Source organism: uncultured Aliivibrio sp. (genome assembly GCF_946479765.1).
Classification (GTDB): domain Bacteria; phylum Pseudomonadota; class Gammaproteobacteria; order Enterobacterales; family Vibrionaceae; genus Aliivibrio.
The window spans coordinates 37,422-60,082 of sequence record NZ_CAMLHO010000024.1 but is presented as its reverse complement, the minus strand read 5'-3'; the positions used below and the strand labels follow the sequence as shown (position 1 = coordinate 60,082).

At 37.7% G+C, this 22,661-nt stretch carries 24 protein-coding genes; 5 read left to right on the top strand and 19 right to left on the bottom strand.

The window, feature by feature from the left end; genetic code table 11:
* Window positions 1-60: 60 nt before the first annotated feature.
* Window positions 61-243, top strand: a complete 183-nt coding sequence (locus Q1K78_RS10735) for a LysR substrate-binding domain-containing protein (protein ID WP_300178086.1) — start codon at window positions 61-63, stop codon at window positions 241-243.
* An 83-nt stretch (window positions 244-326) separates the two neighbouring features.
* Here the strand turns inward: Q1K78_RS10735 and bioD are convergent, their stop codons facing one another.
* Genes bioD through bioB form a run of 4 tightly spaced genes read right to left on the bottom strand, consistent with a single transcriptional unit; the run spans window position 327 to window position 4,015 of the window.
* Complete coding sequence (gene bioD / locus Q1K78_RS10730) at window positions 327-1,007, bottom strand: dethiobiotin synthase (RefSeq protein WP_300178077.1); 681 nt, start codon at window positions 1,005-1,007, stop codon at window positions 327-329.
* On the bottom strand, window positions 1,000-1,821 hold the full coding sequence (gene bioC / locus Q1K78_RS10725) for a malonyl-ACP O-methyltransferase BioC (protein ID WP_300178074.1): 822 nt from the start codon (window positions 1,819-1,821) through the stop codon (window positions 1,000-1,002). Before bioC ends, bioD begins: the two co-directional genes overlap by 8 nt.
* Window positions 1,822-1,827: 6 nt before the next feature.
* On the bottom strand, window positions 1,828-2,979 hold the full coding sequence (bioF, locus tag Q1K78_RS10720) for an 8-amino-7-oxononanoate synthase (RefSeq protein WP_300178071.1): 1,152 nt from the start codon (window positions 2,977-2,979) through the stop codon (window positions 1,828-1,830).
* Complete coding sequence (gene bioB, locus Q1K78_RS10715) at window positions 2,963-4,015, bottom strand: biotin synthase BioB (protein ID WP_300178068.1); 1,053 nt, start codon at window positions 4,013-4,015, stop codon at window positions 2,963-2,965. The genes bioF and bioB overlap by 17 nt, the downstream gene beginning before the upstream one ends.
* Before the next feature lie 160 nt (window positions 4,016-4,175).
* Between bioB and bioA the strand changes: the two genes are divergently transcribed.
* Window positions 4,176-5,456 carry an adenosylmethionine--8-amino-7-oxononanoate transaminase gene (gene bioA, locus Q1K78_RS10710; RefSeq protein ID WP_300178064.1) on the top strand — a complete coding sequence of 427 codons (1,281 nt, stop codon included), beginning with the start codon at window positions 4,176-4,178 and terminating at the stop codon, window positions 5,454-5,456.
* An 88-nt stretch (window positions 5,457-5,544) separates the two neighbouring features.
* Here the strand turns inward: bioA and Q1K78_RS10705 are convergent, their stop codons facing one another.
* From Q1K78_RS10705 to tyrR, 3 genes are all read right to left on the bottom strand, one after another.
* Entirely contained in the window at window positions 5,545-5,757 is a 213-nt protein-coding gene (locus tag Q1K78_RS10705; RefSeq protein ID WP_300178061.1) for a hypothetical protein, read from the bottom strand.
* A 129-nt stretch (window positions 5,758-5,886) separates the two neighbouring features.
* Entirely contained in the window at window positions 5,887-6,444 is a 558-nt protein-coding gene (gene rimJ, locus Q1K78_RS10700; protein ID WP_300178058.1) for a ribosomal protein S5-alanine N-acetyltransferase, read from the bottom strand.
* Window positions 6,445-6,455: 11 nt separating this feature from the next.
* Complete coding sequence (gene tyrR / locus Q1K78_RS10695) at window positions 6,456-8,000, bottom strand: transcriptional regulator TyrR (protein ID WP_300178055.1); 1,545 nt, start codon at window positions 7,998-8,000, stop codon at window positions 6,456-6,458.
* A gap of 151 nt (window positions 8,001-8,151) precedes the next feature.
* Between tyrR and Q1K78_RS10690 the strand changes: the two genes are divergently transcribed.
* From Q1K78_RS10690 to Q1K78_RS10680, 3 genes are read left to right on the top strand one after another with little or no spacing between them, the layout of a single operon-like run.
* Window positions 8,152-9,096: a DUF523 and DUF1722 domain-containing protein gene (locus Q1K78_RS10690; protein ID WP_300178053.1), complete on the top strand. Its 945-nt coding sequence runs from the start codon at window positions 8,152-8,154 to the stop codon at window positions 9,094-9,096.
* Window positions 9,086-10,525: a deoxyribodipyrimidine photo-lyase gene (gene phrB, locus Q1K78_RS10685; RefSeq protein ID WP_300178050.1), complete on the top strand. Its 1,440-nt coding sequence runs from the start codon at window positions 9,086-9,088 to the stop codon at window positions 10,523-10,525. The genes Q1K78_RS10690 and phrB overlap by 11 nt, the downstream gene beginning before the upstream one ends.
* Before the next feature lie 52 nt (window positions 10,526-10,577).
* The gene (locus tag Q1K78_RS10680) at window positions 10,578-12,458 is read left to right on the top strand and encodes an alkaline phosphatase D family protein (RefSeq protein ID WP_300178047.1); all 1,881 of its coding nucleotides are present in this window, start codon (window positions 10,578-10,580) and stop codon (window positions 12,456-12,458) included.
* Window positions 12,459-12,497: 39 nt separating this feature from the next.
* Here Q1K78_RS10680 and Q1K78_RS10675 read toward each other — a convergent pair whose 3' ends face one another.
* The 12 genes from Q1K78_RS10675 to Q1K78_RS10620 all read right to left on the bottom strand — a co-directional run bounded on the left by Q1K78_RS10675 (window position 12,498) and on the right by Q1K78_RS10620 (window position 22,517).
* Window positions 12,498-12,635 carry a hypothetical protein gene (locus tag Q1K78_RS10675; protein ID WP_300178044.1) on the bottom strand — a complete coding sequence of 46 codons (138 nt, stop codon included), beginning with the start codon at window positions 12,633-12,635 and terminating at the stop codon, window positions 12,498-12,500.
* A 252-nt stretch (window positions 12,636-12,887) separates the two neighbouring features.
* Entirely contained in the window at window positions 12,888-13,406 is a 519-nt protein-coding gene (locus Q1K78_RS10670) for a DUF3833 domain-containing protein (protein ID WP_300178041.1), read from the bottom strand.
* A complete protein-coding gene (locus Q1K78_RS10665; RefSeq protein WP_300178038.1) occupies window positions 13,406-13,909 on the bottom strand; it encodes a chalcone isomerase family protein in 504 nt (167 codons plus the stop codon). Before Q1K78_RS10665 ends, Q1K78_RS10670 begins: the two co-directional genes overlap by 1 nt.
* Window positions 13,857-14,426 carry a DUF2878 domain-containing protein gene (locus Q1K78_RS10660; RefSeq protein ID WP_300178035.1) on the bottom strand — a complete coding sequence of 190 codons (570 nt, stop codon included), beginning with the start codon at window positions 14,424-14,426 and terminating at the stop codon, window positions 13,857-13,859. The genes Q1K78_RS10665 and Q1K78_RS10660 overlap by 53 nt, the downstream gene beginning before the upstream one ends.
* Window positions 14,427-14,508: 82 nt before the next feature.
* The gene (locus tag Q1K78_RS10655; RefSeq protein ID WP_300178033.1) at window positions 14,509-15,765 is read right to left on the bottom strand and encodes a cyclopropane-fatty-acyl-phospholipid synthase family protein; all 1,257 of its coding nucleotides are present in this window, start codon (window positions 15,763-15,765) and stop codon (window positions 14,509-14,511) included.
* A 12-nt stretch (window positions 15,766-15,777) separates the two neighbouring features.
* Window positions 15,778-16,509, bottom strand: a complete 732-nt coding sequence (locus Q1K78_RS10650) for a DUF1365 domain-containing protein (protein ID WP_300178030.1) — start codon at window positions 16,507-16,509, stop codon at window positions 15,778-15,780.
* Window positions 16,506-17,783, bottom strand: a complete 1,278-nt coding sequence (locus Q1K78_RS10645; protein ID WP_300178027.1) for an FAD-dependent oxidoreductase — start codon at window positions 17,781-17,783, stop codon at window positions 16,506-16,508. The genes Q1K78_RS10650 and Q1K78_RS10645 overlap by 4 nt, the downstream gene beginning before the upstream one ends.
* Window positions 17,783-18,520, bottom strand: a complete 738-nt coding sequence (locus Q1K78_RS10640) for an SDR family NAD(P)-dependent oxidoreductase (protein WP_300178024.1) — start codon at window positions 18,518-18,520, stop codon at window positions 17,783-17,785. Before Q1K78_RS10640 ends, Q1K78_RS10645 begins: the two co-directional genes overlap by 1 nt.
* A complete protein-coding gene (locus Q1K78_RS10635; RefSeq protein ID WP_300178021.1) occupies window positions 18,517-18,945 on the bottom strand; it encodes a nuclear transport factor 2 family protein in 429 nt (142 codons plus the stop codon). Before Q1K78_RS10635 ends, Q1K78_RS10640 begins: the two co-directional genes overlap by 4 nt.
* Before the next feature lie 123 nt (window positions 18,946-19,068).
* The gene (locus Q1K78_RS10630) at window positions 19,069-19,728 is read right to left on the bottom strand and encodes a ChrR family anti-sigma-E factor (RefSeq protein WP_300178018.1); all 660 of its coding nucleotides are present in this window, start codon (window positions 19,726-19,728) and stop codon (window positions 19,069-19,071) included.
* A complete protein-coding gene (locus tag Q1K78_RS10625; RefSeq protein WP_300178015.1) occupies window positions 19,721-20,329 on the bottom strand; it encodes a sigma-70 family RNA polymerase sigma factor in 609 nt (202 codons plus the stop codon). The genes Q1K78_RS10630 and Q1K78_RS10625 overlap by 8 nt, the downstream gene beginning before the upstream one ends.
* A gap of 166 nt (window positions 20,330-20,495) precedes the next feature.
* Complete coding sequence (locus tag Q1K78_RS10620) at window positions 20,496-22,517, bottom strand: EAL domain-containing protein (protein WP_300178083.1); 2,022 nt, start codon at window positions 22,515-22,517, stop codon at window positions 20,496-20,498.
* Between the last annotated feature and the right edge of the window lie 144 nt (window positions 22,518-22,661).

Sequence of the window (22,661 nt, the reverse complement as noted above, 5' to 3'; positions counted from 1 at the left end):
AGTCCGAGCGAGTTTTTAAATGGTAAGAGTGTGTCGGTTATTGTTACGATCTAGCAAGGCATTGCTCTTCTACCATCTATATTAATTGAAGATAAAATCGAAAATGGCCAACTCATTGAGGTCTTACCCAGAACTTCTTTTACAGATTTAACCATTACTTTGGTTTACCCCACCCCAAGTTATTTACCTGAGAAAACACGGGCGATGGTGACGCTATTTAGAGAAACGTTTTCATATCAATGAAATTAATGTCCAAAAAAAAGCCAACATCATGAAAGATATTGGCTTCTGTATCTTGTACTTAAATGCGTTTATAGCAATAGAAATTAACTTTCTAACACATCTAAATTAATGTATTTACCCATATTTTTACGCTTAACACTTGGCATGTATGGGATTTCACCTAATTTTGGTGCTGGCATTTTATCTTCTAACATAGCGATAATCTCAGCGTAATTTTCAGTACCTGGGTTGATTCGGTTTGCTACCCAACCAATGATCTCTAAGCCATCATGTTGAATCGCTTCAGCCGTTAGCATTGCATGACTTAAACAGCCCAATTTAATGCCTACCACTAATACGACTGGCAATTTCTCTTGCTTAACCCAAGTAGACAAGCAATCATCTTTAGAAACAGGAACACGCCAACCACCTGCGCCTTCTACTAGCACCACATCAGATTTAGCTTTTAATGCAGCCAAACCTTGAGACAGTACAGAGTAATCAATGACTACGCCTTCCGCTTCCGCTGCAATATGAGGTGATGAAGGCAATAATAATGCATACGGGTTTACTTCTTCGTAGCTTAATTCAACATTGGCAACAGAGCGTAAATGGATTGCATCAGAGTTTTGAACGCCTTCACCTTTGTCTTCAGATCCTGCGGCAACAGGTTTATATGCGGATGTATTTAGCCCCTTCATATTTAAAGCGTCTAAAATCGCTTTAGAAGAGACGGTTTTACCTACATCGGTATCTGTACCTGCAACAAAAAATGCATCAATCATTACTTATAACTCCAAAGCCTACCTGATAAGTAGCAGGTAACTTATTAAATTCATTCTTAAAAACTTGATACGCTTCTTCTACTGCTAATAGCTTTTCTTTACTCAATAAACCTGAGTGGCGACCATTAGATAAATGCGTTGCTCCAATTCCTTTTAAATCTTTCATTAAAGCAAGAGCAGAAGAATACGTCATCTCGACTGGCGTGCAGTCTAGTGTAAACTTGTTACATTCAGATTGCGCTAACGCAAGGTTTACCATAGATGAGGTAATAAAATCGTTAACATGTTGATATGAATCAACCTTTGACCACGCTTTTTTCAACTCAAATAGTGAGCCATCTAACAAAGTTGAAAATATAACCTTGCTTTTATTATGGGTAATTCGATTCATTTCACGTAAAGGTACAGATAAATCCTGACACCATTGCAATGCTAAACTAGAAACGACAACATCAAATTCATTATTGATAAAGGGTAAATGCTCTGCATCACCTTGCACATAAGATATCTTCAACTCACCGCAGCGCTCTTTGGCTTTATCTAACATCGATTGAGACAGATCAAACGCAACCACTATTGCACCGCGCTTCAACAGTTGCTCACTGCAATAACCGGTTCCACAACCTACATCTATGATGCGCTGCCCTGATAGGTCTTGAGGTAAGTAAGATAATAAGGTATCCGCCACCTGACGCTGAAACTCAGCAGAGTGATCATAGGTATTTGCGGCTTTACTAAAGGCAGCTTGAATGGCTTTTTTTTCTTTATTTGGAGTCCAATGTGAGGTTTCTATGGCGACTGCTTGATTAACCATAACTCATTATCCTAATTTTATTATTGCTTGTGTTAATTGGGTAACGTCTTGTGTTGAATGGTTAGCACTTAAGGTCACCCTTAATCGTGCCGTACCAACAGGAACCGTTGGCGGGCGAATGGCGGTTGTCCATAAACCTTGTGCTTTTAGTTTATCTGACATGCTAATTGCAGCGTCCGCTTCACCGATAATAATAGGTTTAATTGGTGTTATCGTTTTCACAGATCCTGAAATACCGGCCAATTCTGATTCAAATTGCTGACTCAGTTCACTTAATTTTTCACGTCGCCACTCTTGTTGTTGGATCATAGATAAAGCATGAGACAAGGCGTGAGCTTGAGCTGGTGGCATTGCTGTTGAATAAACATGATGACGAGCAAATTGGGCCAAATAATCACCACACTCTGCATTACATAACACCACCGCACCCGATAAACCAAACCCTTTACCAAACGTGACGACTAGAATGTCCGGGGTTACTTGATAAAAATCACAACAACCTCGGCCATTATTACCTAACACTCCACATCCGTGGGCATCATCCACCATTAGCCATGCGCTGTTATCTTTGGCTACAGTGGCAATATCTGATAATGGGGAAAGATCGCCATCCATACTAAATACGCCTTCCGTCACCACTAAAGAAGGTGAATCATCACAAGCGTTTAATAATTTAGTTAAGTGGGTAATATCATTGTGTTTGAAGCGTTTCATGGTCGCAGGTGAGAACATACCCGCTTCCATTAACGAGGCATGATTGAGTTTATCTTGCAGCAACGTATCGCCTTTTTCTAATAATGAAAAAAGCACCGCTTGATTGGCACTAAAGCCTGAATTAAACAGTAATGCGCAATCAAACCCCAGCCATTCTGCCAGTTGAGACTCTAGATCAGCATGAGGTTTAGAATAGCCAGTAACCAATGGCGATGCACCACTGCCACAGCCATACAAAGAAAGCCCTTGCTGCCACGCTTGAGTTAACTCTTTACTGCCAGCAAGACCAAGATAATCATTACCTGAAAAGTTAATGTAGGATTGACCATCCACCACTAACCTTGCTTGATTACCCTGATCTATTATTCTTCGAGAACGAGTTAACCCCGCTTGCTTACGCTGGGTAAGTGCAGAGCTAATACGTTGATTAAACGCTTGCTTCATAAAATAAATCATTTTTTTCAGGACGAGAAGCGACACGTTCAGCAACGCGGTCTAACAATTCATGTTCTTGAACCACATCTGGTTTCTGTGCTATTTGCTGGCTGTTTACACCTAATTTTTTAAACAGTTGCATATCACTGTCTTCATCAGGGTTTGGTGTTGTCAGCAGTTTACACCCATAAAATACCGAGTTAGCACCGGCCATAAAGCATAAGGCTTGCATCTGCTCATTCATGCTTTCACGACCTGCAGACAAACGCACAGCAGATTCAGGCATCATGATACGAGCAACCGCAATTAAACGGATAAAATCAAATGGGTCGACATCTTCCGCATCTTCTAACGGCGTGCCTTTTACTTTTACCAGCATATTGACAGGAACAGACTCTGGATGCTGAGGAAGGTTCGCTAATTCAACAAACAGACCCGCACGATCACTGTCACTTTCGCCCATGCCGATAATGCCACCAGAACAGATCTTCATTCCGGCATCACGAACATGAGATAACGTATCTAAACGATCTTGATACGTTCGCGTGGTAATAATGCTGCCGTAAAACTCTGGAGAGGTATCTAAATTATGGTTGTAATAATCTAATCCTGCGCCTGATAATTCATCCGCTTGATCTGAGGTGATCATCCCTAACGTCATGCACGTCTCAAGACCCATCTCTTTGACGCCTTTGATCATATCTAGCAGATAAGGCATATCACGTTCTTTTGGATTTTTCCAAGCAGCACCCATACAGAAACGGGTTGAACCTGAGTTCTTCGCTTTTTTCGCAGCATCCAAAACGCTTTCTACTTCCATCAAACGTTCACGATCAACGTCAGTGCGGTAATGAGCACTTTGAGGGCAATATTTACAATCTTCAGGACAAGCGCCCGTTTTAATTGATAGCAGTGTACTTACTTGTACATGGTTTGTTTGTTGATACTTACGATGTACTAATTGAGCATCAAAGATTAAATCCATAAACGGCTTATCCATCAACGCCTGTACTTCTGCTACTGTCCAGTTATGTCTCACTTCCACGTGTAAATTCCTTTCGTTAACATGCTATAACCATTGCTATTGCTAAGATCCGACCACTTTTGATTGTGCTTTTTGGTCTCTATTTATACTTGGCTAGTCTACGGTTAAACGATACACTGTCAACCTAAATGGATAAACAAAGTTTACAACTGGTGAATAAATGAACAAAAACGTCGATTTGGATTTTGACCGTCAACACATTTGGCATCCCTACACATCTACAATTAACCCGCTCTCTTGCTACCCTGTTACCCACGCTAATGGGGTCAATCTCTATTTAGAAAATGGGACAGCACTGGTTGATGGAATGTCTTCTTGGTGGTCTACCATTCACGGTTACTGTCATCCTCACCTAAATCAAGCCATTAAAGATCAAACCGATAAAATGGCGCATGTGATGTTTGGTGGTATTACGCATCAACCTGCGGTCGATTTATGTAAAAAGTTAGTTGAACTAAGCCCTTCTCGATTAGAGCAAGTCTTTTTAGCCGATTCTGGCTCAGTAGCGGTTGAAGTTAGTTTAAAAATGGCTCTGCAATATTGGCACGCCAAAGGTCAACCTCGCTCAAAATTCGTAACGGTTCGACATGGTTACCATGGTGATACCTTTGCCGCGATGTCGGTAACTGATCCTGATAATTCAATGCACGGTCTATATAAAGGTTTTTTACCAGAGCACCTGTTTGTGGAATCACCGACCAGTAAGTTTGGTGGTGAGTGGAATCCTGACGATATTCTTCCGTTAGAAAATATGTTGGCTGAATGCCATGAAGAGATCGCCGCAATGATCCTTGAGCCTATTGTTCAAGGTGCTGGCGGAATGCGCCTATATCATCCTCAATATTTAAAAGAGGTTCGTCGTCTATGTGATCAATATGACTTACTGTTAATTTTGGATGAGATTGCGACAGGTTTTGGTCGAACAGGAAAACTGTTTGCCTGTGAGCACGCCGATATTGAACCTGATATTATGTGTATTGGTAAAGCGCTTACTGGCGGTTACATGACGTTATCTGCGACATTAACCAGTAAAGTTGTTGCCGATACCGTCTGTGGTGGGGACGCCGGATGCTTCATGCATGGCCCAACCTTTATGGGAAATCCATTGGCTTGTGCGGTCGCTAATGCCAGTTTAGAACTGATCCAACAAAATCATTGGCAAACTCAAACCAAACAAATTGAAACCTGCTTTTCAGAATTACTGCCTCAACTTAAAAAACACGATGTGGTTGCAGATGTTCGATGGCTTGGAGCGATAGGCGTTGTGGAATTAACCACGCCTGTTGAGATGGAAAAAATCCAAGCACACTTTGTCGAGCAAGGAGTTTGGATACGTCCATTTGGCAAACTGATCTATATGATGCCTCCGTTTATTTCACAGCCTGAACACATTACTAAATTGGTTAATGCTATTGATAGTGCGTTAAATGAGCTCTTCTAACTCAATGTAATTGTAATACTAGGCACAAAAAAACCGATATCTCCAAAGAGTTATCGGTTTTTTCATTCAACGATTTGCTAAATTCGTGCTACTTTTTTACTTTCGGTTCGTTAGTGAAATCATCTTCTACTAACTTATAAATAATAAAAATAGCCAGCTCTAACAATGCCATCAGCACCAAGCTCATGATGACGTAGCGCTCACTGAAAATACCAATACCATGCAACACAGTTGATTGAATAACAAACGCACCAACGATACCTAAAATCAACAACTGCAAAAACTTAATGAACTTCAGCATTTAAATTCCTTTTTTTATTCTTTAATAATAATTCAAATCAACCCATGTAGATTACACTAAACTTAGTACATCTCTATGATTAACTTCTGCTATTTTCTTAACTTTTCTTATTTTTATGACGAAATAGCCCTAATCTGGTTTCCAATCATCATTTATTTTTGAAGTGAGAATATGGTCTTCCCACGCGCCATTGATATATAAATAATCTTTAGCTTCGCCTTCTTTAACGAAACCAAGGGCAGATAATACCTTGCCACTTTTTTCATTATGAGGAATATAAGCGGCCATAATTCTATGAAGGTTCTGCACAGAAAACATCCAATTAATCGTTTCTTTAACTGCTCGCTGCATAATGCCATTTCCTTGATACTTTTCATCCAACGAATAACCAATATGAGAGGCATGGAAAGGAAAACGCGTAATATTACTGTAGCTCACCGTGCCAATAATTTTGTGCTCTTGTTTATCAAAAATCACAAAGTAGAAAGCTAAGTTATGCTTATGCAGTTCAACCAGTTGTAATAAACGCTGCTTCCATCCTTCTGGTGTAAAAAAGGCATTAGCACGCTTTGGTTCCCATGGTTCTAAATGATGACGATTACGCATAAAATAATTAGCTATCATCACTGTATCGGTACTTTTAATTAAACGAACTTGGTAATGGTCAAAATCAAAATGTACATCCATGTTGTTTCTCCCTACTTCTTACCAATACCGTAATCACGCAGTTTATTCGCAATTGCAGTATGTGAAACCCCTAAACGCTTCGCTAGTTTACGACTTGAGGGAAATTCACTGTATAAGCCAGACAATATACTCGATTCATACGACTTCATGATTTCATCTAGTGTGCCATCAACATTAATGTTAATAACACTCGTATTGTTATCTGCGATTGGCAGCATAAAATGAGAAGTACTTAACTGATTTCTGTCCATTTGCGTTAATGCTTTTAACGTCGCACTTCTAAGCTGACGTACATTGCCCGGCCACGAATAACTGCGTAAATAATCATACACATCCTCAGAAATCGACGGTTTTACGATACTCAATTCTTTACATAGTTGAGCAACAAAAAACTCAAATAACGTCGCTACGTCTGACGGACGTTCACGTAATGGTGGTATCTCTAAGAATAATACATTCAAACGATAATAAAGATCTTCTCGGAATACACCTTGTTCGACTAAGTCTAGGAGTTCTTTCTTACTTGCGCCAATGATCCCTACATCGACATGGATCTCTTTCTCTTCACCCACACGACGGAAGTTACCATCTTGAATAAAGCGCAATAATTTAATTTGTAGCAACGGGCTCATTTCACTGATTTCATCAAAGAAAACCGTTCCTCCGTCTGCTTGCTCAATGATCCCTCTTTTACCTTCTGGCATATTAGGGAATGCACCTGGGGCATAACCGAACAATTCTGTCTCTGCGACATCATCTGGCATAGCAGCACAATTGACTACCATAAATGCTTTACCAGAACGAATAGAGGCGTTGTGACACGCACGAGCTAACATCTCTTTACCCGTACCGGTTTCACCTTGGATAAGTAAAGACTGATCAATATCTGACAGTTTCTTTGCTTGAGAGATCAGTTTTTTATATTTAGTGGATGACCCAACAAAATGCTCAAAGCCAAGATTAGACGATTCAGGTAAAAATGGACGTGCTTGTTGAGAATCAATCGAAGGCTTAATAATAACAACCGAACTGGCTAAAATAGAGGCGTTATCATCATCAGTAATATAAACAGGCATGATTTCCATGACATAATTTACACCTTCGATTTCCATTGATTCTCGCTGGCGAATGCGAGATTCCTCTAACCAATAAGTAATATTAAAGTCAGGCAATAATAGGCTTGCAGGTTGGCCAATAAGGGTTTCTTTGTCTACATTAAATAAAGAGGCTACGGCCTGATTCGCATTATCAATTTTGCCTTTTAAGCTAATAGAGAAAACAGGATCAGGAAGCGTACTTAATACCGCTAATAACTCTGTATTGCGACGCTCACTTGGTAGGAATGGGATTTTACGAACATCCATAACTCCCTCAATTCGACGAATTTTTGCCATTAATTGACTAAACTCATCAAATTCTACTTCTGGAAAATTAAGATAGATTAACCCTGTTTTTTCAATTTCAATATCTCGTAAATCGATATTCTGAGAGGCCAAAATATCAAGCAATTCACGGGTTAGCCCTAATCGATCTTTACATTGCACTTCAAGACGCACAAAAGCTTCCTTAACTAAGATAGGTGTCACAATATGTTTACAGTCAGTTTGCGCGAGTACAAAAAAAGAGTCAAGCTGAAGTGAACCAAATAGAGAGTTAATTCGTTTAATTAACTACTGATAATAAAAATAAGCAATGGAGTGTCAAATCATGGATATTAAAATTGGTATTAGTTCATGCGTTAATGGTGAAAATGTTCGTTTTGATGGCGGGCATAAAAGTAATAAATTTGCCTCTAAAGTGCTTGCTCCTTATTTCACTTATGTTCCTATTTGTCCTGAAGTTGGCAGCGGTATGTCTGTCCCAAGACCCTCTATACGTCTTATCACTAACGAAGAACGCATTGCTCTGGTTGATTCAAAAGACAGTTCGCTTGACTACACTGATTCAATGGTCGAATTCTCACAAAAAACGGTTGCTCGATTAAAAGAAACTGAGATGTGTGGTTACATTGTATGTGCAAATTCACCAAGCTGTGGTATGGAACGCGTTAAGGTATACAGTAAAAATAGTGCCACAAAGAATGGAGTTGGTCTTTATACTCAAATCCTAATGAAAGAGATGCCTTGGCTACCAGTAGAAGAAGATGGTCGATTAAACGATCCTGTACTTAAAGAGAACTTCATTACCCGTGTGTTCTGCTTACATGATTTATATGAATCTATGGATGGAAAACCTACAGCGGGTAAAATTGTTGCCTTTCATTCTCGTTACAAATACACCTTAATGTCGCATTCAACTGTCGGTTACAAAGAGCTAGGAAAACTCGTCGCAAAAGTAACTGATTATGACATTAATGATTTCTTTGCTATTTATCGAACGCAATTAATGCAAACAATGTCGATCCGAGCATCACGAAAAAATAACACCAACGTACTAATGCACCTACAAGGGTATTTCAAGAAAGAACTCGAATCACCACAGAAACAAGAACTCGCATTAATTATTCAAGACTATAATCAAGGGTTATTGCCTTTATTGTCTCCTATTACCTTAATTAAGCATCATTTAGGTATTCATGCGAATGAATATTTAGCAAAACAATCTTTCCTTAATCCATACCCTCAAGAACTGAGATTACGCTATGGATTATAAACCAACCATGCAATGTGTTTGGTTTAGAACAGATCTAAGAATTGCTGATAACCCTGCGTTATCGGCAGCTCTTGCGAATCAAGCACCGACCATTGCGCTTTATATTGTCAGTGAAGCGCAGTGGCAAAAACATAATAAATCACCAATTCAAATTGATTTAATCAAGAGGCGATTACTTGAGCTCGAAAAAGAACTCAACACTTTACACATCCCATTATTAATATTGTCTTGTCCTTGGTTTAAAGACACGCCATCTCAACTTAAAACATTATGTGACGATCTTAGTCTCTCCCATTTATTTGTAAATAAAGAATATGAAGCGGATGAGTTAGCTAGAGATCACAAGGTAAGAACACACCTTAACGAAATTAATTGCACTTTTTACAATGCAAAATGTGCTGTAGATGTAGGAAAAATACTGAATAAAACTAAACAACCTTACAAGGTTTTTACGCCCTTTAAAAAAGCATGGCGAGAGCACTTTTATCAACATTTTCCAGCCATTGAAAAAGTGATACCGTCAGTTGAACTATCTGCATCACAACTGGACTCACTGCAAAACTATAATGACCACGCATTCACCAACTCTATCAGTAATGAAAGTAAAGCGTGGCCTATTTCAAACAAAACAATACTTAATACAATGCGTCAATTTTGTCGTGAAAAATCACAACAATATAATGACCAACGAGATTACCCGGCAATAGAAGGGACAAGTCAACTTTCTCCTTATTTGGCTATTGGTGCAATTTCAGCAAAGCAATGTATTTTACGTTTGCACTTAGAAGCGCATAACCAATTAACTCAGGGACAAGAGATCTGGCTTGATGAATTAATTTGGCGTGAGTTTTACACTCATTTACTTCACTTTTATCCATTGTTATCTAAAAACCAAGCATTCCTAAGTTTTGATAAGTACATTCAATGGAATAACGATACCGATAAATTTGAGCAATGGTGCAAAGGCGAAACAGGGTTTCCTATTGTTGATGCCGCAATGAAACAACTCAACAATACTGGTTGGATGCATAATCGGTTACGCATGATCACCGCCAGTTTTTTAGTCAAAGATTTACACATTGATTGGCGCTGGGGCGAGCAGTACTTTATGTCAAAACTTATCGATGGTGATTTTGCGTCGAATAATGGTGGGTGGCAATGGTGTGCATCAGTAGGCTGTGACAGTACCCCTTACTTTCGTATTTTTAACCCAACAACACAAAGTGAACGCTTTGATAATAGTGGTATTTTTATTAAACACTGGTTACCAGAATTAACAGCACTAACAGGAAAACCACTGCACCAACCTAATAACAAGCCACTATTAAAACCGGATAATTATGTAAAACCTATTATTGAACATGCAATACAACGGTTAAAAACACTGGATATCTATAAAAGCGCCAAAGCTCAGGATGTTGCAAGTTAACCATACCAAGTATTATGATGGTCTCATCTGTTATTAAGAGTTGTATTAATTGATGTCTAAATCACTACCGTTAATTCTTGCTGGGCCTATTATTAGAAAATCGAGTGCGACTGAAGTCAACTTATGGCTAACGACTTCAGAACGCCTCGAAGGTCATACCCTAATTCAATCGGCAGATAATGCACTTGAGTTTATGATAACCGATCAGCAATGCATTCAAATCGGTCACCATGCGTGGGTTTATCTACTGCAATGCCAAGGAAGTTTTCCGGTAAATCAAGCTCTCGAATACGATGTCATCACTCAACATGGTGCATTATCTACTTTATTGCCTAATGCGCTTTATTCTAATGAATCTCTATTTTCATTTAGCATTAAAGACACTGCCTACTATGTCTTACATGGTTCATGTCGTAATCCTCATTACCCAAGCAAAGACAGCTTAGTTATTGCTAATCAACAACTGAAAACGCAAGCACTTAAAGACAGAGCCTCTTTATTGATGATGAGCGGTGATCAGATCTATGCAGATGATGTCGCAGGACCAATGCTAATAGCAATCCAACAAATCATTCCTCAATTAGGATTATTTGAAGAGTCGCTTCCTGATACCGAGATCCCAACAAGCACCTTACTCTATACTCATCAGCATAATCTTTATCATCGCGATAAAATTTTGCCGCACTACATTGATAATACTAATTTTCTTTCTCGCTGGAATGTATATAAGTCTCGTCCTATTTTTAGCTCCAGTGAGCATGAGAATCATCTAATAACCTGTGCCGAGTTCTTCGTCATGTATTTATTAGTTTGGTCGCCTACATTGTGGGAATGTGTAGATCTGCCCGCTTCTCTTCCTGATCCAGAAGGTAAATTGGATAAGAAATGGCACGCTTGCTGGAAAAAAGAAAAAACGATTATTTATCAATTTGTGCAAGGACTAAATGACGTCCAACAACTGTTTGCGCATATACCAACTTACATGATCTTTGATGATCATGACATCACTGATGATTGGAACTTAACCATTGGCTGGGAGAATGCCGTTAATGGGCATCCGCTAGCAACTCAAGTGATTGGCAATGGCTTAATGGGCTACTTTCTGTGTCAAGGCTGGGGAAATAACCCTGAACAATTTGATGACGAATTTTTAGAGAGTTTCCGTCAACTCTTTCGCCATTATAAGCATGAGCAGCATACGCAACTTATTAGAGATTTAACTCGATTCGAGCAATGGCATTACTCTATCCACACAATGCCTAAAATCGTAGTGTTAGACACTCGAACTCGTCGTTGGCGTTCTGAATCCAATACTAATAAACCGTCAGGTTTGATGGATTGGGAGGCGATGCTTGATTTTCAGCATGAGCTTATTGGACAAGAAGCCATTATCATTGTCTCTGCTGCACCTATTTTTGGAGTTAAATTTATAGAATCCCTGCAAAAAACAATGACTATGTTGGGGCAGCCTTTAGTGATTGATGCTGAAAATTGGATGGCTCACCCGGGATCTGCTAATACCTTACTGAGTATTTTAACCCATCCTAAAACACCACAGAACTTTGTGATTCTATCTGGTGATGTGCATTACTCTTTCGCCTATGACATTAAATTACGTCACAGTAAATCAAGCCCTGATATCTACCAAATTACTTGTAGTGGATTTAAAAACGAGTTTCCTAATGCCTTGCTTCGTTTTTGTGATTTTATGGACAGAGTGCTTTATAGCCCGCACTCTCCGTTAAACTGGTTTACAAAGCGTAAGAATTTATTAGTCACCAAACGAGATCCATCGGTCACAAATAACGATAAGCTAATTAATAAAAGTTCAATTGGGGAATTACGATTGGATGAAAAAGGCAAGCCGGAACAGATTTCGATTTTAACCGCAGAAGGAGAATCTATTTCCTTTTTGCCTAAATCAAGTGATTAAATCACCTAGTACTATTAAAAATAGTGAGAATTGAAAACATTAATTGTTGAGGGTAGTGTCAGAACCACTCTCAACCTCTATTGAGCTATGGAAGTATAGGCCCGCTTCAATTGCGTCTAGCCACTCTAATTCCACCTCTTCACGATACCTAGTTTTATCCAGGTAGTTTGCACTCATATTAATATCCTTATGTGAGTTCCAAGAACCCGATTATACGAGTCTTAAATTGCAATACTGTGACAGAGATAGAAGTTCCAATTCAAATCGCATCCCCACAAATGGTAATGATGATGATTAAAATTAAATTATCTCTCATTTTATCCTAATCTAGGGTCTTCTAATTCATTAATATAGAAAACCACTCACTTCGAAGAGGGGGAAAAGTGAGTGGTTTTGGTTTAGCGGCATATTTCATTTCAAGGTTTTTACTTATTTTCGGATAACAAGTACAACTTCACCTACTTGTATACCCCATTTATAAATTTCAGTTTGATTGATAACAACGCTATCTGAGACTTGATAAATCCAATCATCAAACTCGACTTCATAGTGTGAATCATCTACCTTTAGTATCATTGAGTATTTCCAATTAAGAGCATTCCCTACGCTTTTTCCATAAGCCGAATCAAGAATGTCACTGGCGATTCCTGTATATGAATTATTACCTAAATCTTGAATCACCCATGTTCGATCTTGTTCTTCACCATCATTAAATAGAAATTGCTCATCTAATGTTAATGTATCTCCGTTCCATTGAGCTTGAAGATCAACGGTAAACGTTCTTATCACCGTGCCACTGAAGTCTTTTACTATCCCTTCTGCTTTTAAATCACCTTGAAAAAAGGATTTCATTGAGAATTCAGGGGTTGTGTCTGCATAATCATTAATATCTTGAGAAGAACAACCTACCAATAGAATACTAAAAATAAATAGCACTATCTTTTTCATTATTGCTCTCCTATCAATTCAAGGCGTAAATCTGGATAAGTGGTCTTCTCTGATACCCAAATATCAAGGAAAAGTTGAGAGAAGTCTCGATTTGCTATTTTTCCAATAGGCTTATCATTTAAGAAAAATTGATTATTACCTACATCATCAATGGTAAAAACCAATTTATCTTCAGGTTTCACATCGGGAAATACCTGTTCTAATTCAATCAACCAAGAATCTAAATCAGGATGATTGATTGATTGCTCTTCCCATTGGTCTTTAGTCGCTTTAATTAGGTTTTCTTTTGTAATGTTACGATAGTATTCAATTTCAATGGCTTGTGGATATTTTCCATACACAAATTGACCTGAAGAGGTGAATAACTGAGCTTCATACACTGAGATTAAAAACCATGACAGCTCTGATTTACCACTGCTTTGTAAGCCTTGTAATGGTGCAGCGGTAACACTATTTAGTATTAATAGGCTTGCTATTGTGAGTATATTTATCAAACGTCTCATGATTCTTCCCCTCGTTATTTATTCTTGATCTTAAACGCCTTTGTATAATAATAAATACGGGTAGATTCACAGCCCAGATCACTCCAATTGAAAATAAAGTGATTTGATATGAATATGAGAAATCAACAGCGCCTAATCGATGACCTGCTAAATAGTTTAATGGACCCGCAATCGCACCAAGTAAAGCGATAAGTCCGAGATGAAAACGTGATAGCCATCCTAAACTGTGATTAATAGCAAAACCAAAATGACACCATAATAAAATTAGCCAAACTGGAATTAATGCATTATCCGGAAATTGATACACACCTGTAAATGACAATAACACATCACCAAATATACCTAACATCGAAATAAAAATGAGAAAATAAAAGTCTAACTTTCGTGTAGGCGATACCAAAAGATGGAGCAATATTGAAACAAGTAAGAAAGGAATAGCTTGTTGTTGATAAAGGATCACTGCAAACCAAATCAATTGAAACCAAACCGCATTAATGAGAGGAAAATAACGTAACATTGGAGCCTCCTACAATACCAACCTAAATAAGTTTGTTGCTAAGCGACTTATCCAGATTGGCATAAATATAAGTAATGATGAACTAACACACCCCATGTTGTGGTTTAGCTGCCACTAAATGCACAGTGCTGATTTTACGCTCTAAAAATCCACCTTCGCAGTAACAAAGATAGAACTGCCATAAACGAATAAAGTCATCGCCATAACCCATTTGTTTTAATTCACTATTCGCATCATCAAAACGCTCATACCAATGACGTAATGTTTTGGCATAATCTAAACCGATATCGTGTAAAGAAGTAATCACCATATCTGTATTTTGTGCGACTTTATTTGCCATCACACTAACCGAGGGTAAACATCCACCTGGGAATATATAGCGTTGAATAAAATCGACACTTTTACGATATTGATCATAGCGTTGGTCAGCAATCGTAATGGCTTGGATTAACATTTTCCCTTGAGGTTTAAGGTGTCGACTGCATACATCAAAGAAAGTGCTCAGGTATTCGTGCCCTACTGCCTCTATCATTTCTATCGATACTAATTTGTCATATTGACCTTCAAGCGTACGATAATCTTGCTTTAAAAGCGTAATTCGGTCTTCTAATCCTAAGGCTTTTACTCTCTGCTCTGCAAATTCATATTGAGCATCTGAAATTGTCGTGGTAGTAACATTTACTCCGTAATGTTGTGCAGCATAAATGGCTAATGCTCCCCAACCGGTACCAATTTCAAGTAGGGTTTCCCCTTCTTTGAGTTCAAGTCGCTCACAAATAGTTTGTAACTTAAATAACTGAGCTTCTTCTAAGTTAGCATCCGCATTCGGATAGATAGCACTTGAGTACAGCATTTCTTTATCAAGAAACGTTTTGTACATATCATTGCCTAAATCATAGTGCGCTAAAATGTTCTTTTTAGACCCTTCTTCAGTATTTTTATTACGTTTATGATTAATTAAGTCAAAGAACTGAACCAGTTTACTAAAACTGCTTTCTACTCTATCCAGAACGCCTTCTTCACGCCCTAGCACTTGAATTACTTTAGTTAAATTTGGACTCGTCCACCAACCTGCGACATACGCCTCACTCGCACCAATACCACCACCAAATAAGATTTTTCGGTACGCTTCCATATTATTAATTTCAACAACCGCTTCTAAACTCGATTGTGAGTTACCTAATGTAACTTGACCCAAGTCATCACTGATGGTTAATGAGGCTTGTGTCATTTTCCCTAAATAGTCCAGTAGCACTTTTCTAGCCATGCTATCAATCCAGTGTATTGATTTTATTTCTTGTTTCTGAATGATTGATGCATTTACCTGTTCATTAGACATTTTCATACTCCTTTATCTTTCAGGATGCGGCACAAATGGGATCCGTTTTAAACATAACTTCAGTGCCTGCCAATAAATTCCATATACTATCTTTACGGTCATCAAAGGAATAGAGATCACTTGTTGACGTATATTTGTCGAATTAAACTCTTTGCGTGTCATTGCAATCGTCGCATCAAATACTTTTTTCTGCTCTTCACCTAAGCCACGATTTTCTAGGTGTAGCGATAATCGCTTGCCTGGCGCTTTAATAAACCAATGATATTTCATATTCAGATCCAAAAAAGGCGATACATGAAAGGTTTTATCTATGATTTGCTCAGAGCCCATTTTTATTAAGTAATAGTGCGTTTGATTCCACGGTGTATTACTCACTTCAGCCAGTAAATCCGTCAATTCATCTTGTTGGTTATAACAGTAATAAAAATTAATTGGGCTAAAATAAAGCCCAAAACAACGAACCTGCCCAACAAAGAGCACTCGACCTTGGTTGTTATTTCCACCCAATTCACTCACTTTATTCCAAACCGATTGCTTTAAAGGCTCTTCTTTGTTGCCAAGATAATCAGAACGTCGAAAACTTAATGGAGCGAAACGTCCTTTTTTAAACCATCCCACCTGCTCTGTTTTTTCTAATTCATCCAAATCTAAAGCAACAAAGAACATCTGATAACTAAAGCTATGATCCTTAGTTTGAAATCGTCTGTGCCTTACATTGCCTTGATATAGACAGGAATTGATCATAAGCTAATTCCAAAACGCTGGCATACATCAAGCGCACTTTTTACACCATCTTCATGAAAACCGTTATACCAATAAGCGCCAGCAAAATGGGTATGGTGCCGACCACAAATTTCTTCTCGACGAGCTTGCGCTTCAATCGTATCAGTGTTGAACACTGGATGATCGTATTTGTATGAACCCAATATTTTATCTTTATGGATCAATGGAGAGTTATTTAACGTAACGCAAAAGGTGGTCTCTTGTGTTTCTAATCCTTGAAGAATATTCATATTATAAGTAACACTGGATGGGCTATGTTTATTACCTGTATCTAGGTGGTAATTCCAAGCCGCCCATGCACGTTTTTGTTTCGGTAACAGGCTTTCATCTGTATGTAATACCACTTCATTTTCTTGATAAGTGAGTTTACTTAGCACTATTTTTTCAGCGGTTGTAATATCACTTAACATTGCTAATGACTGGTCGCTATGACAAGCCAATACCACTTCATCAAAGTCATGCTTATCTTCACCATTTATCTCTAACGTCACGCCTCTAGGATTTCGAGTCACACTGGTTACTGGACTATTTAAATGAATTTTATCTTTAAACGTCGCAATCAGAGGTTTTATGTATGAATGAGAACCATTAGGGACCACATACCATTGAGGCCTATTAGCAATATCTAATAAACCATGATTATGGAAAAAACGAATAAAAAAATGTAACGGAAACGCTTTCATATCTTGCAAACTTGACGACCAAATAGCAGCCCCCATGGGTAAAATATAATGCTCAGAAAAATAGCTACTGTATTCATTGTGGTATAAAAAATCGCCTAACGTGCCGTCAATATCAAGTTCGATATGATCATCACTGTTATCCATACTCCATAGCTCTTTGCATTGTTTATTAAAGCGCAAAATCTCGCTGATTAAAGATAAAAATTTGGTATTAAACAAGTTCGCTCGTTGAGCAAAAAGCGTATTCAAATTATGCCCATTATACTCAAGCCCTGAGATAACATTTTTTACGCTAAAGCTCATTTCACTCTCTTGACCAGAGATACCTAGTTGAGTCAATAGCTCAATAAAATTTGGATAAGTTCGGTCATTAAAAACAATAAAACCGGTATCAATATCCCACTCTTTCCCTTCCGCTTTGACGCGTTTTGTTGCGGTATGACCACCAATATAATCATTTGCTTCAAATACTGTCACATCGTGCTCTCGTGATAATAAATGCGCACACACTAATCCTGAGATACCTGTACCAACAACTGCTATTTTTTTCATTATCGTTTCATCCTTAAAGCGAGCCAGTGCCAAATACGATCTGGGAGACTTCCCATTAAAATTAAGAAACTCGTAAATGGAAATGGAAAATGAATGTGTTTTTTATTTTTATCTATGCCGACCATAATATGCTCTGCGGCTTCATCAACCTCAATTAACATAGGCATAGGAAAATCGTTTTTATTTGTAAGCGGTGTTTTAACAAAACCCGGAGCAATAACGCTAATGGTGAATTTTTCAGGCGGGATATCTAATTGAAGCGACTTTGCCAAATAATGAATCGCCGCTTTACTTGAGCCATACGCTTCTGCTCGTTGAAATGGAACATAAGAAGCACTTGAACCCATTAATGCTAAGTGACCGCCCTGCTTCATTTTTGGTATTAACGCTTGTAAACAATAACCGACTGAAATGACATTGGTTGTGATCACTCGCTCAAATAGTGCCGCATCAAACTGAGTGGCGTCATCGATGTACTCACATGTTCCTGCATTGAGGATCACGGTATCAAGCATCTCAATCGTAGAAAGTGCTTCAATAATTGAATGACTGTCATCAAGATCAAAAACGACCTCAATTAAACTACCGTTGCCTTTTGCGGTCGTTAAGTATTCTGAATCAACATAACCAGAAAAGTTTCGACCACATGCATAAACCCGATAACCTTGTTTAAGGTATTTTTCTGTTAAAGAAAGCCCAATACCTGACGTTGCCCCTGTAATTAATAGTGTTTTCATGACTGCATTCTCTTTTTAATCAGCTTCACTGCTGAACCAAGAAGCGGTAAATGCTCATACAGCATTTGCCCCATGTCTAAGTAATCTCTGTGATAATACACTCTCTCATTAAATTTAATGTGTGAGGTACCGTCCACAGAAATACATTTCCCTTTACCTATTTTAGGATGGCTATACTCCATAGTCCAAAAAAGACTGGCTTCATTACCATTCTCTACAACATGATGAATATGAAATTTACAACCCAGAAGGTTTTCGTATAAATGCTCAAAATACTCAGTCAGCTTAGGAAGACCATCAATCTGATGGATAGCATCTGTAAATTGAATGTCATTGGAATAAATTTCAGGAAGACGATGAAGGGTTGAGCGATCTAACTCACCATAAAGTGATATGAATGTAGTAACAAAATTAGAGTGCTTCATGATGAAATGTCCTTATTAAACTTATGAAATACTACGTGGCAGTATTCAAAAAAGATCACTTCCTGTGATCTTTTTAGTAAAAGGAATTAGCTTGAATTCAGCCTTCTTACCTATATTTATATATTAGTACAATAAGTTACCTATCGGATTAAATAATTTACTTATTCCTTGGGTAAAATGCAGCGGCGCATTTTGCACTGTGTAGCATAAGCACCCATCAGTGGTTTTTGGACTATGCTCATGGGAGGTATCTAACCAAATGAAATCACCTTTATGATAATGCCCTGATTCATCCTCAAAACTACCATCTAACAGTAAGGTTAACTCAAAACCTTTATGGGTATGCGTAGGTATCACGCCACCAGCATTAATACGCAATAAGTTAGATCGTGTCGCCCCTTCTTCTATCAAACGAGCACGACTTACTGCCCCCATTTGATTCCACTTCATGTCTACATAGCGGGTTAATACACGGGGTAATTCATAATGAAAAGAGTCGATAAAAATATGCTCTGCCGACGGCTCTTTTAAGTAGCTAGTTTCAATGTCTGAATTTAATATCCCATCAAGAACTTGAGTAAAATCGATAGTCTTTACATTTACATCTACTGGCACTTGCCATGCTTTTGCTGCAAATTCTTGAGTCAATCTCTCAGATTTTAGCTTACAGTGTTCACATAAATCACAATGTAACGCCATACCAACAGCAAGAGACTCAGGTAAATCACCATCAACATGAGAACGTAATAATGCATCGCTAGGATGGTGGGTAATCTTATTCATGCTCATACTCCTGTCTTAGTTTGGTTAATGCTAAACGTAATCGTGATTTTATGGTTCCTATGGGTTCACTTAGTTGATCTGAAAGCTCTTGTTGAGTGAGTCCTTGTTCATAAAGCCCCTCTACCACCACTCTTTGGTTATAAGGGAGAACACTTACCGCTTTTTTTAACTTTCTTGTTTCTAGCCAATCAAGCTCTACACTTTCGACTTGCTTATCAAACAACGGCCACAATTCGTCACTAACTGTATCTTCTTTATTTGATTGCATTTTGCGCAACATATCAAAGCTATGATTACGCATTACCGTAAATATCCAGCCAGAGGCATTGCCTTTATTTTGGTTAAACAAGGTCGCTTTTCGCCACACGAGAGTCATCGTTTCTTGGACTAAATCCATTGCTAACGTTGGGTCATTGAATTTTTTTAATCCATACGCTCGAATTTTTGGTGCAAACCAAGAAAACAGCGCGGAGAATGCCTGTTTATCTTGAGATAAAGCGACCTCTTGTAACCAAATATCTAGCCTTGCTTTATCTTCTTCATCTGATTGCGTCTGTATTGGGTTCACTTGATTGCTAACCTCTACATAATGAGTTTGCATAATCATCTCCAAAGTTTTCATACTTTGTTCTACGATAATGCTAAAGAATTGGATCATTCTCGTTACTATAACACTGCATTTATTTTAAATATTATTGATTTTAATATATTTATCACAGTATCGGAAATAAAATAATCTCAATCCTGATAAGTAGTTGCTTAAATAATTACGCTACTTTGTCATCCTGCAGACTCACTAAATTAAGTTCAATAATATCTTCAATTGGCATTGGCCGATAAAAGAAAAAGCCCTGTATACAATTAATACCAAGTGATTTAACAAAATCAATTTCATTTTGTGTCTCAACCCCTTCAACAACAATCGAAGCTCCTGTAATTCGACCTAATTCAACAGCTAAAGAAAATAATTTACGACCTCTTTTAGTATCAATATTTAATAATAAAGAACGATCAATTTTCACTTTATCAAAATCAAAACGTGATAAATAAGCAATCGACGAATAACCAGAACCGAAATCATCCAGCGCAATAGTAATTCCTAATCCTCTTAATTTATTTAGCGTTTTCTTTGTCTCTTTTTCATCTTTAATTAATAGCTCTTCTGTTATTTCTAGCTCAAGTTGCTCAAAACGTAACGAACTTCTTTTTATTAATTGCGTCACTGTTGTTAAGAATGTCGGTACCAAAACCGTTTCTGGTGAAACATTTACCGATATCTTAAAGTCAGGATCATGAGCGTAATTGTTTGCAGTAGCAATCGCTTTTTCAAGCACCCAAAAATCCAATTCAGGCAGTAGCCCTAATTCAGAAAAAGAGTCAATAAATGTTGGGGGCGTTATATGCCCAGAGTAAGAACGGTGTCTAATTAATGCTTCTAAAGAAATTACTTTTTGTTTATCAACGTCGTATTGAGGCTGATAATAGAGAATAAAATCCCCCGTTTTATGCAGATGTTCTACCGTTTTTTGAGCTGCCATATTAATAGAAAAATGAGGAATGTAACTATTAGTAGCCTTCGTTGTATCTATCTTTTCTGAAGAAAAAAATCGTTCTGTTAACGAGTCTAAAGCTGCTCTTCCCATGCTCAACTTATCCATTCGCATAAAGAATGGATAATAAATAACGATACCAACCAATAATATAATGCACTGAAGAAGAGAGCCCGAGAGCGCACCACCAGTTCCTAAATACCCACCAATAATAGGTGGCGTCATCCAACTAACAACTTCCATTATTGGAGGAACAATCCCCCATAGCGTAGCAAAATATGCAATCAATAAACCAACAATAGGCACCAATAAAAATGGAATAATCATAATGGGATTAAACATAATAGGTAAACCATATAGTATGGGCTCGTTAATATTAAAGATACTCAGTAATAAGGAGGCTTTAGCTAGTGTTCTATATCCTTTATTTTTAGCAAATAACAACACACAGATAACTAAGCTTAATGTATTTCCTGCTCCGCCCATTCCTGTATAAAAATCATAGAAATTGCTGGTTAAAATAGGCATGGTTCTAACGCCTGCCTCAAAAAGAGCAAAGCTCTCTGATGTCACTCTAAATAATTCAATTTTATAAGATGCTAATATAACATGTCCATTTACGCCAATTGACCATAAAGTCCCTCTCATGAATTCATACACAATCCCATCAAAAAGTGACATAGGATCCAACTCAGGCATGGTAAAACTTAAATGTAGCGTATCAGAGATAAGATATTTCAAACCATAACTAATGCCTAAGCAAACAGAAATAACAATACAAACAGAAATAACAAGATGAATAGAACGTTCAACAACATTAGGTAAGTTTGTATCATTCAAAAAAGTTAACGATTGAAGGCGTTGATAACAAAAACAGACAACAATTGGTATAAAGATAGCAAATGGAAAATTAATAGGAATTATAGAACCTTCATGGAGTAACCCCCACTGAAGACAAATAATAAAATACAATAAAATAGATGCAGTGATAATCGCAACCACTGGCTGTCGATGAAGTGTCGCTAGGTATTGAGAGAAAAAAACGGTGAGTAAAACAGGAAATAATTGTACAAGAATAGAACTGATCATACTCAATTCTTTACTCACTCTTGTCCATTCAAAAAAATCAGCTCCATTTGAAGCTAATAAAGAAAAAGAAGACATTAAAGAGACAGGAAGTAACGTAATAAATACGTTACTAATCCCTACAAGATATTTATTCGCAGGTAGATTTTTCATTAAATAGGCAAACACTACGACTCCTTAATAAATTAAACTTAAACTTAAATGCATAATATATGTTATGATAAGTTTTAGCACTTAATTTTATGCTGAAACCTTATCTTTCATCAAAATATGTATAAACATATTTGGTTTGTCATT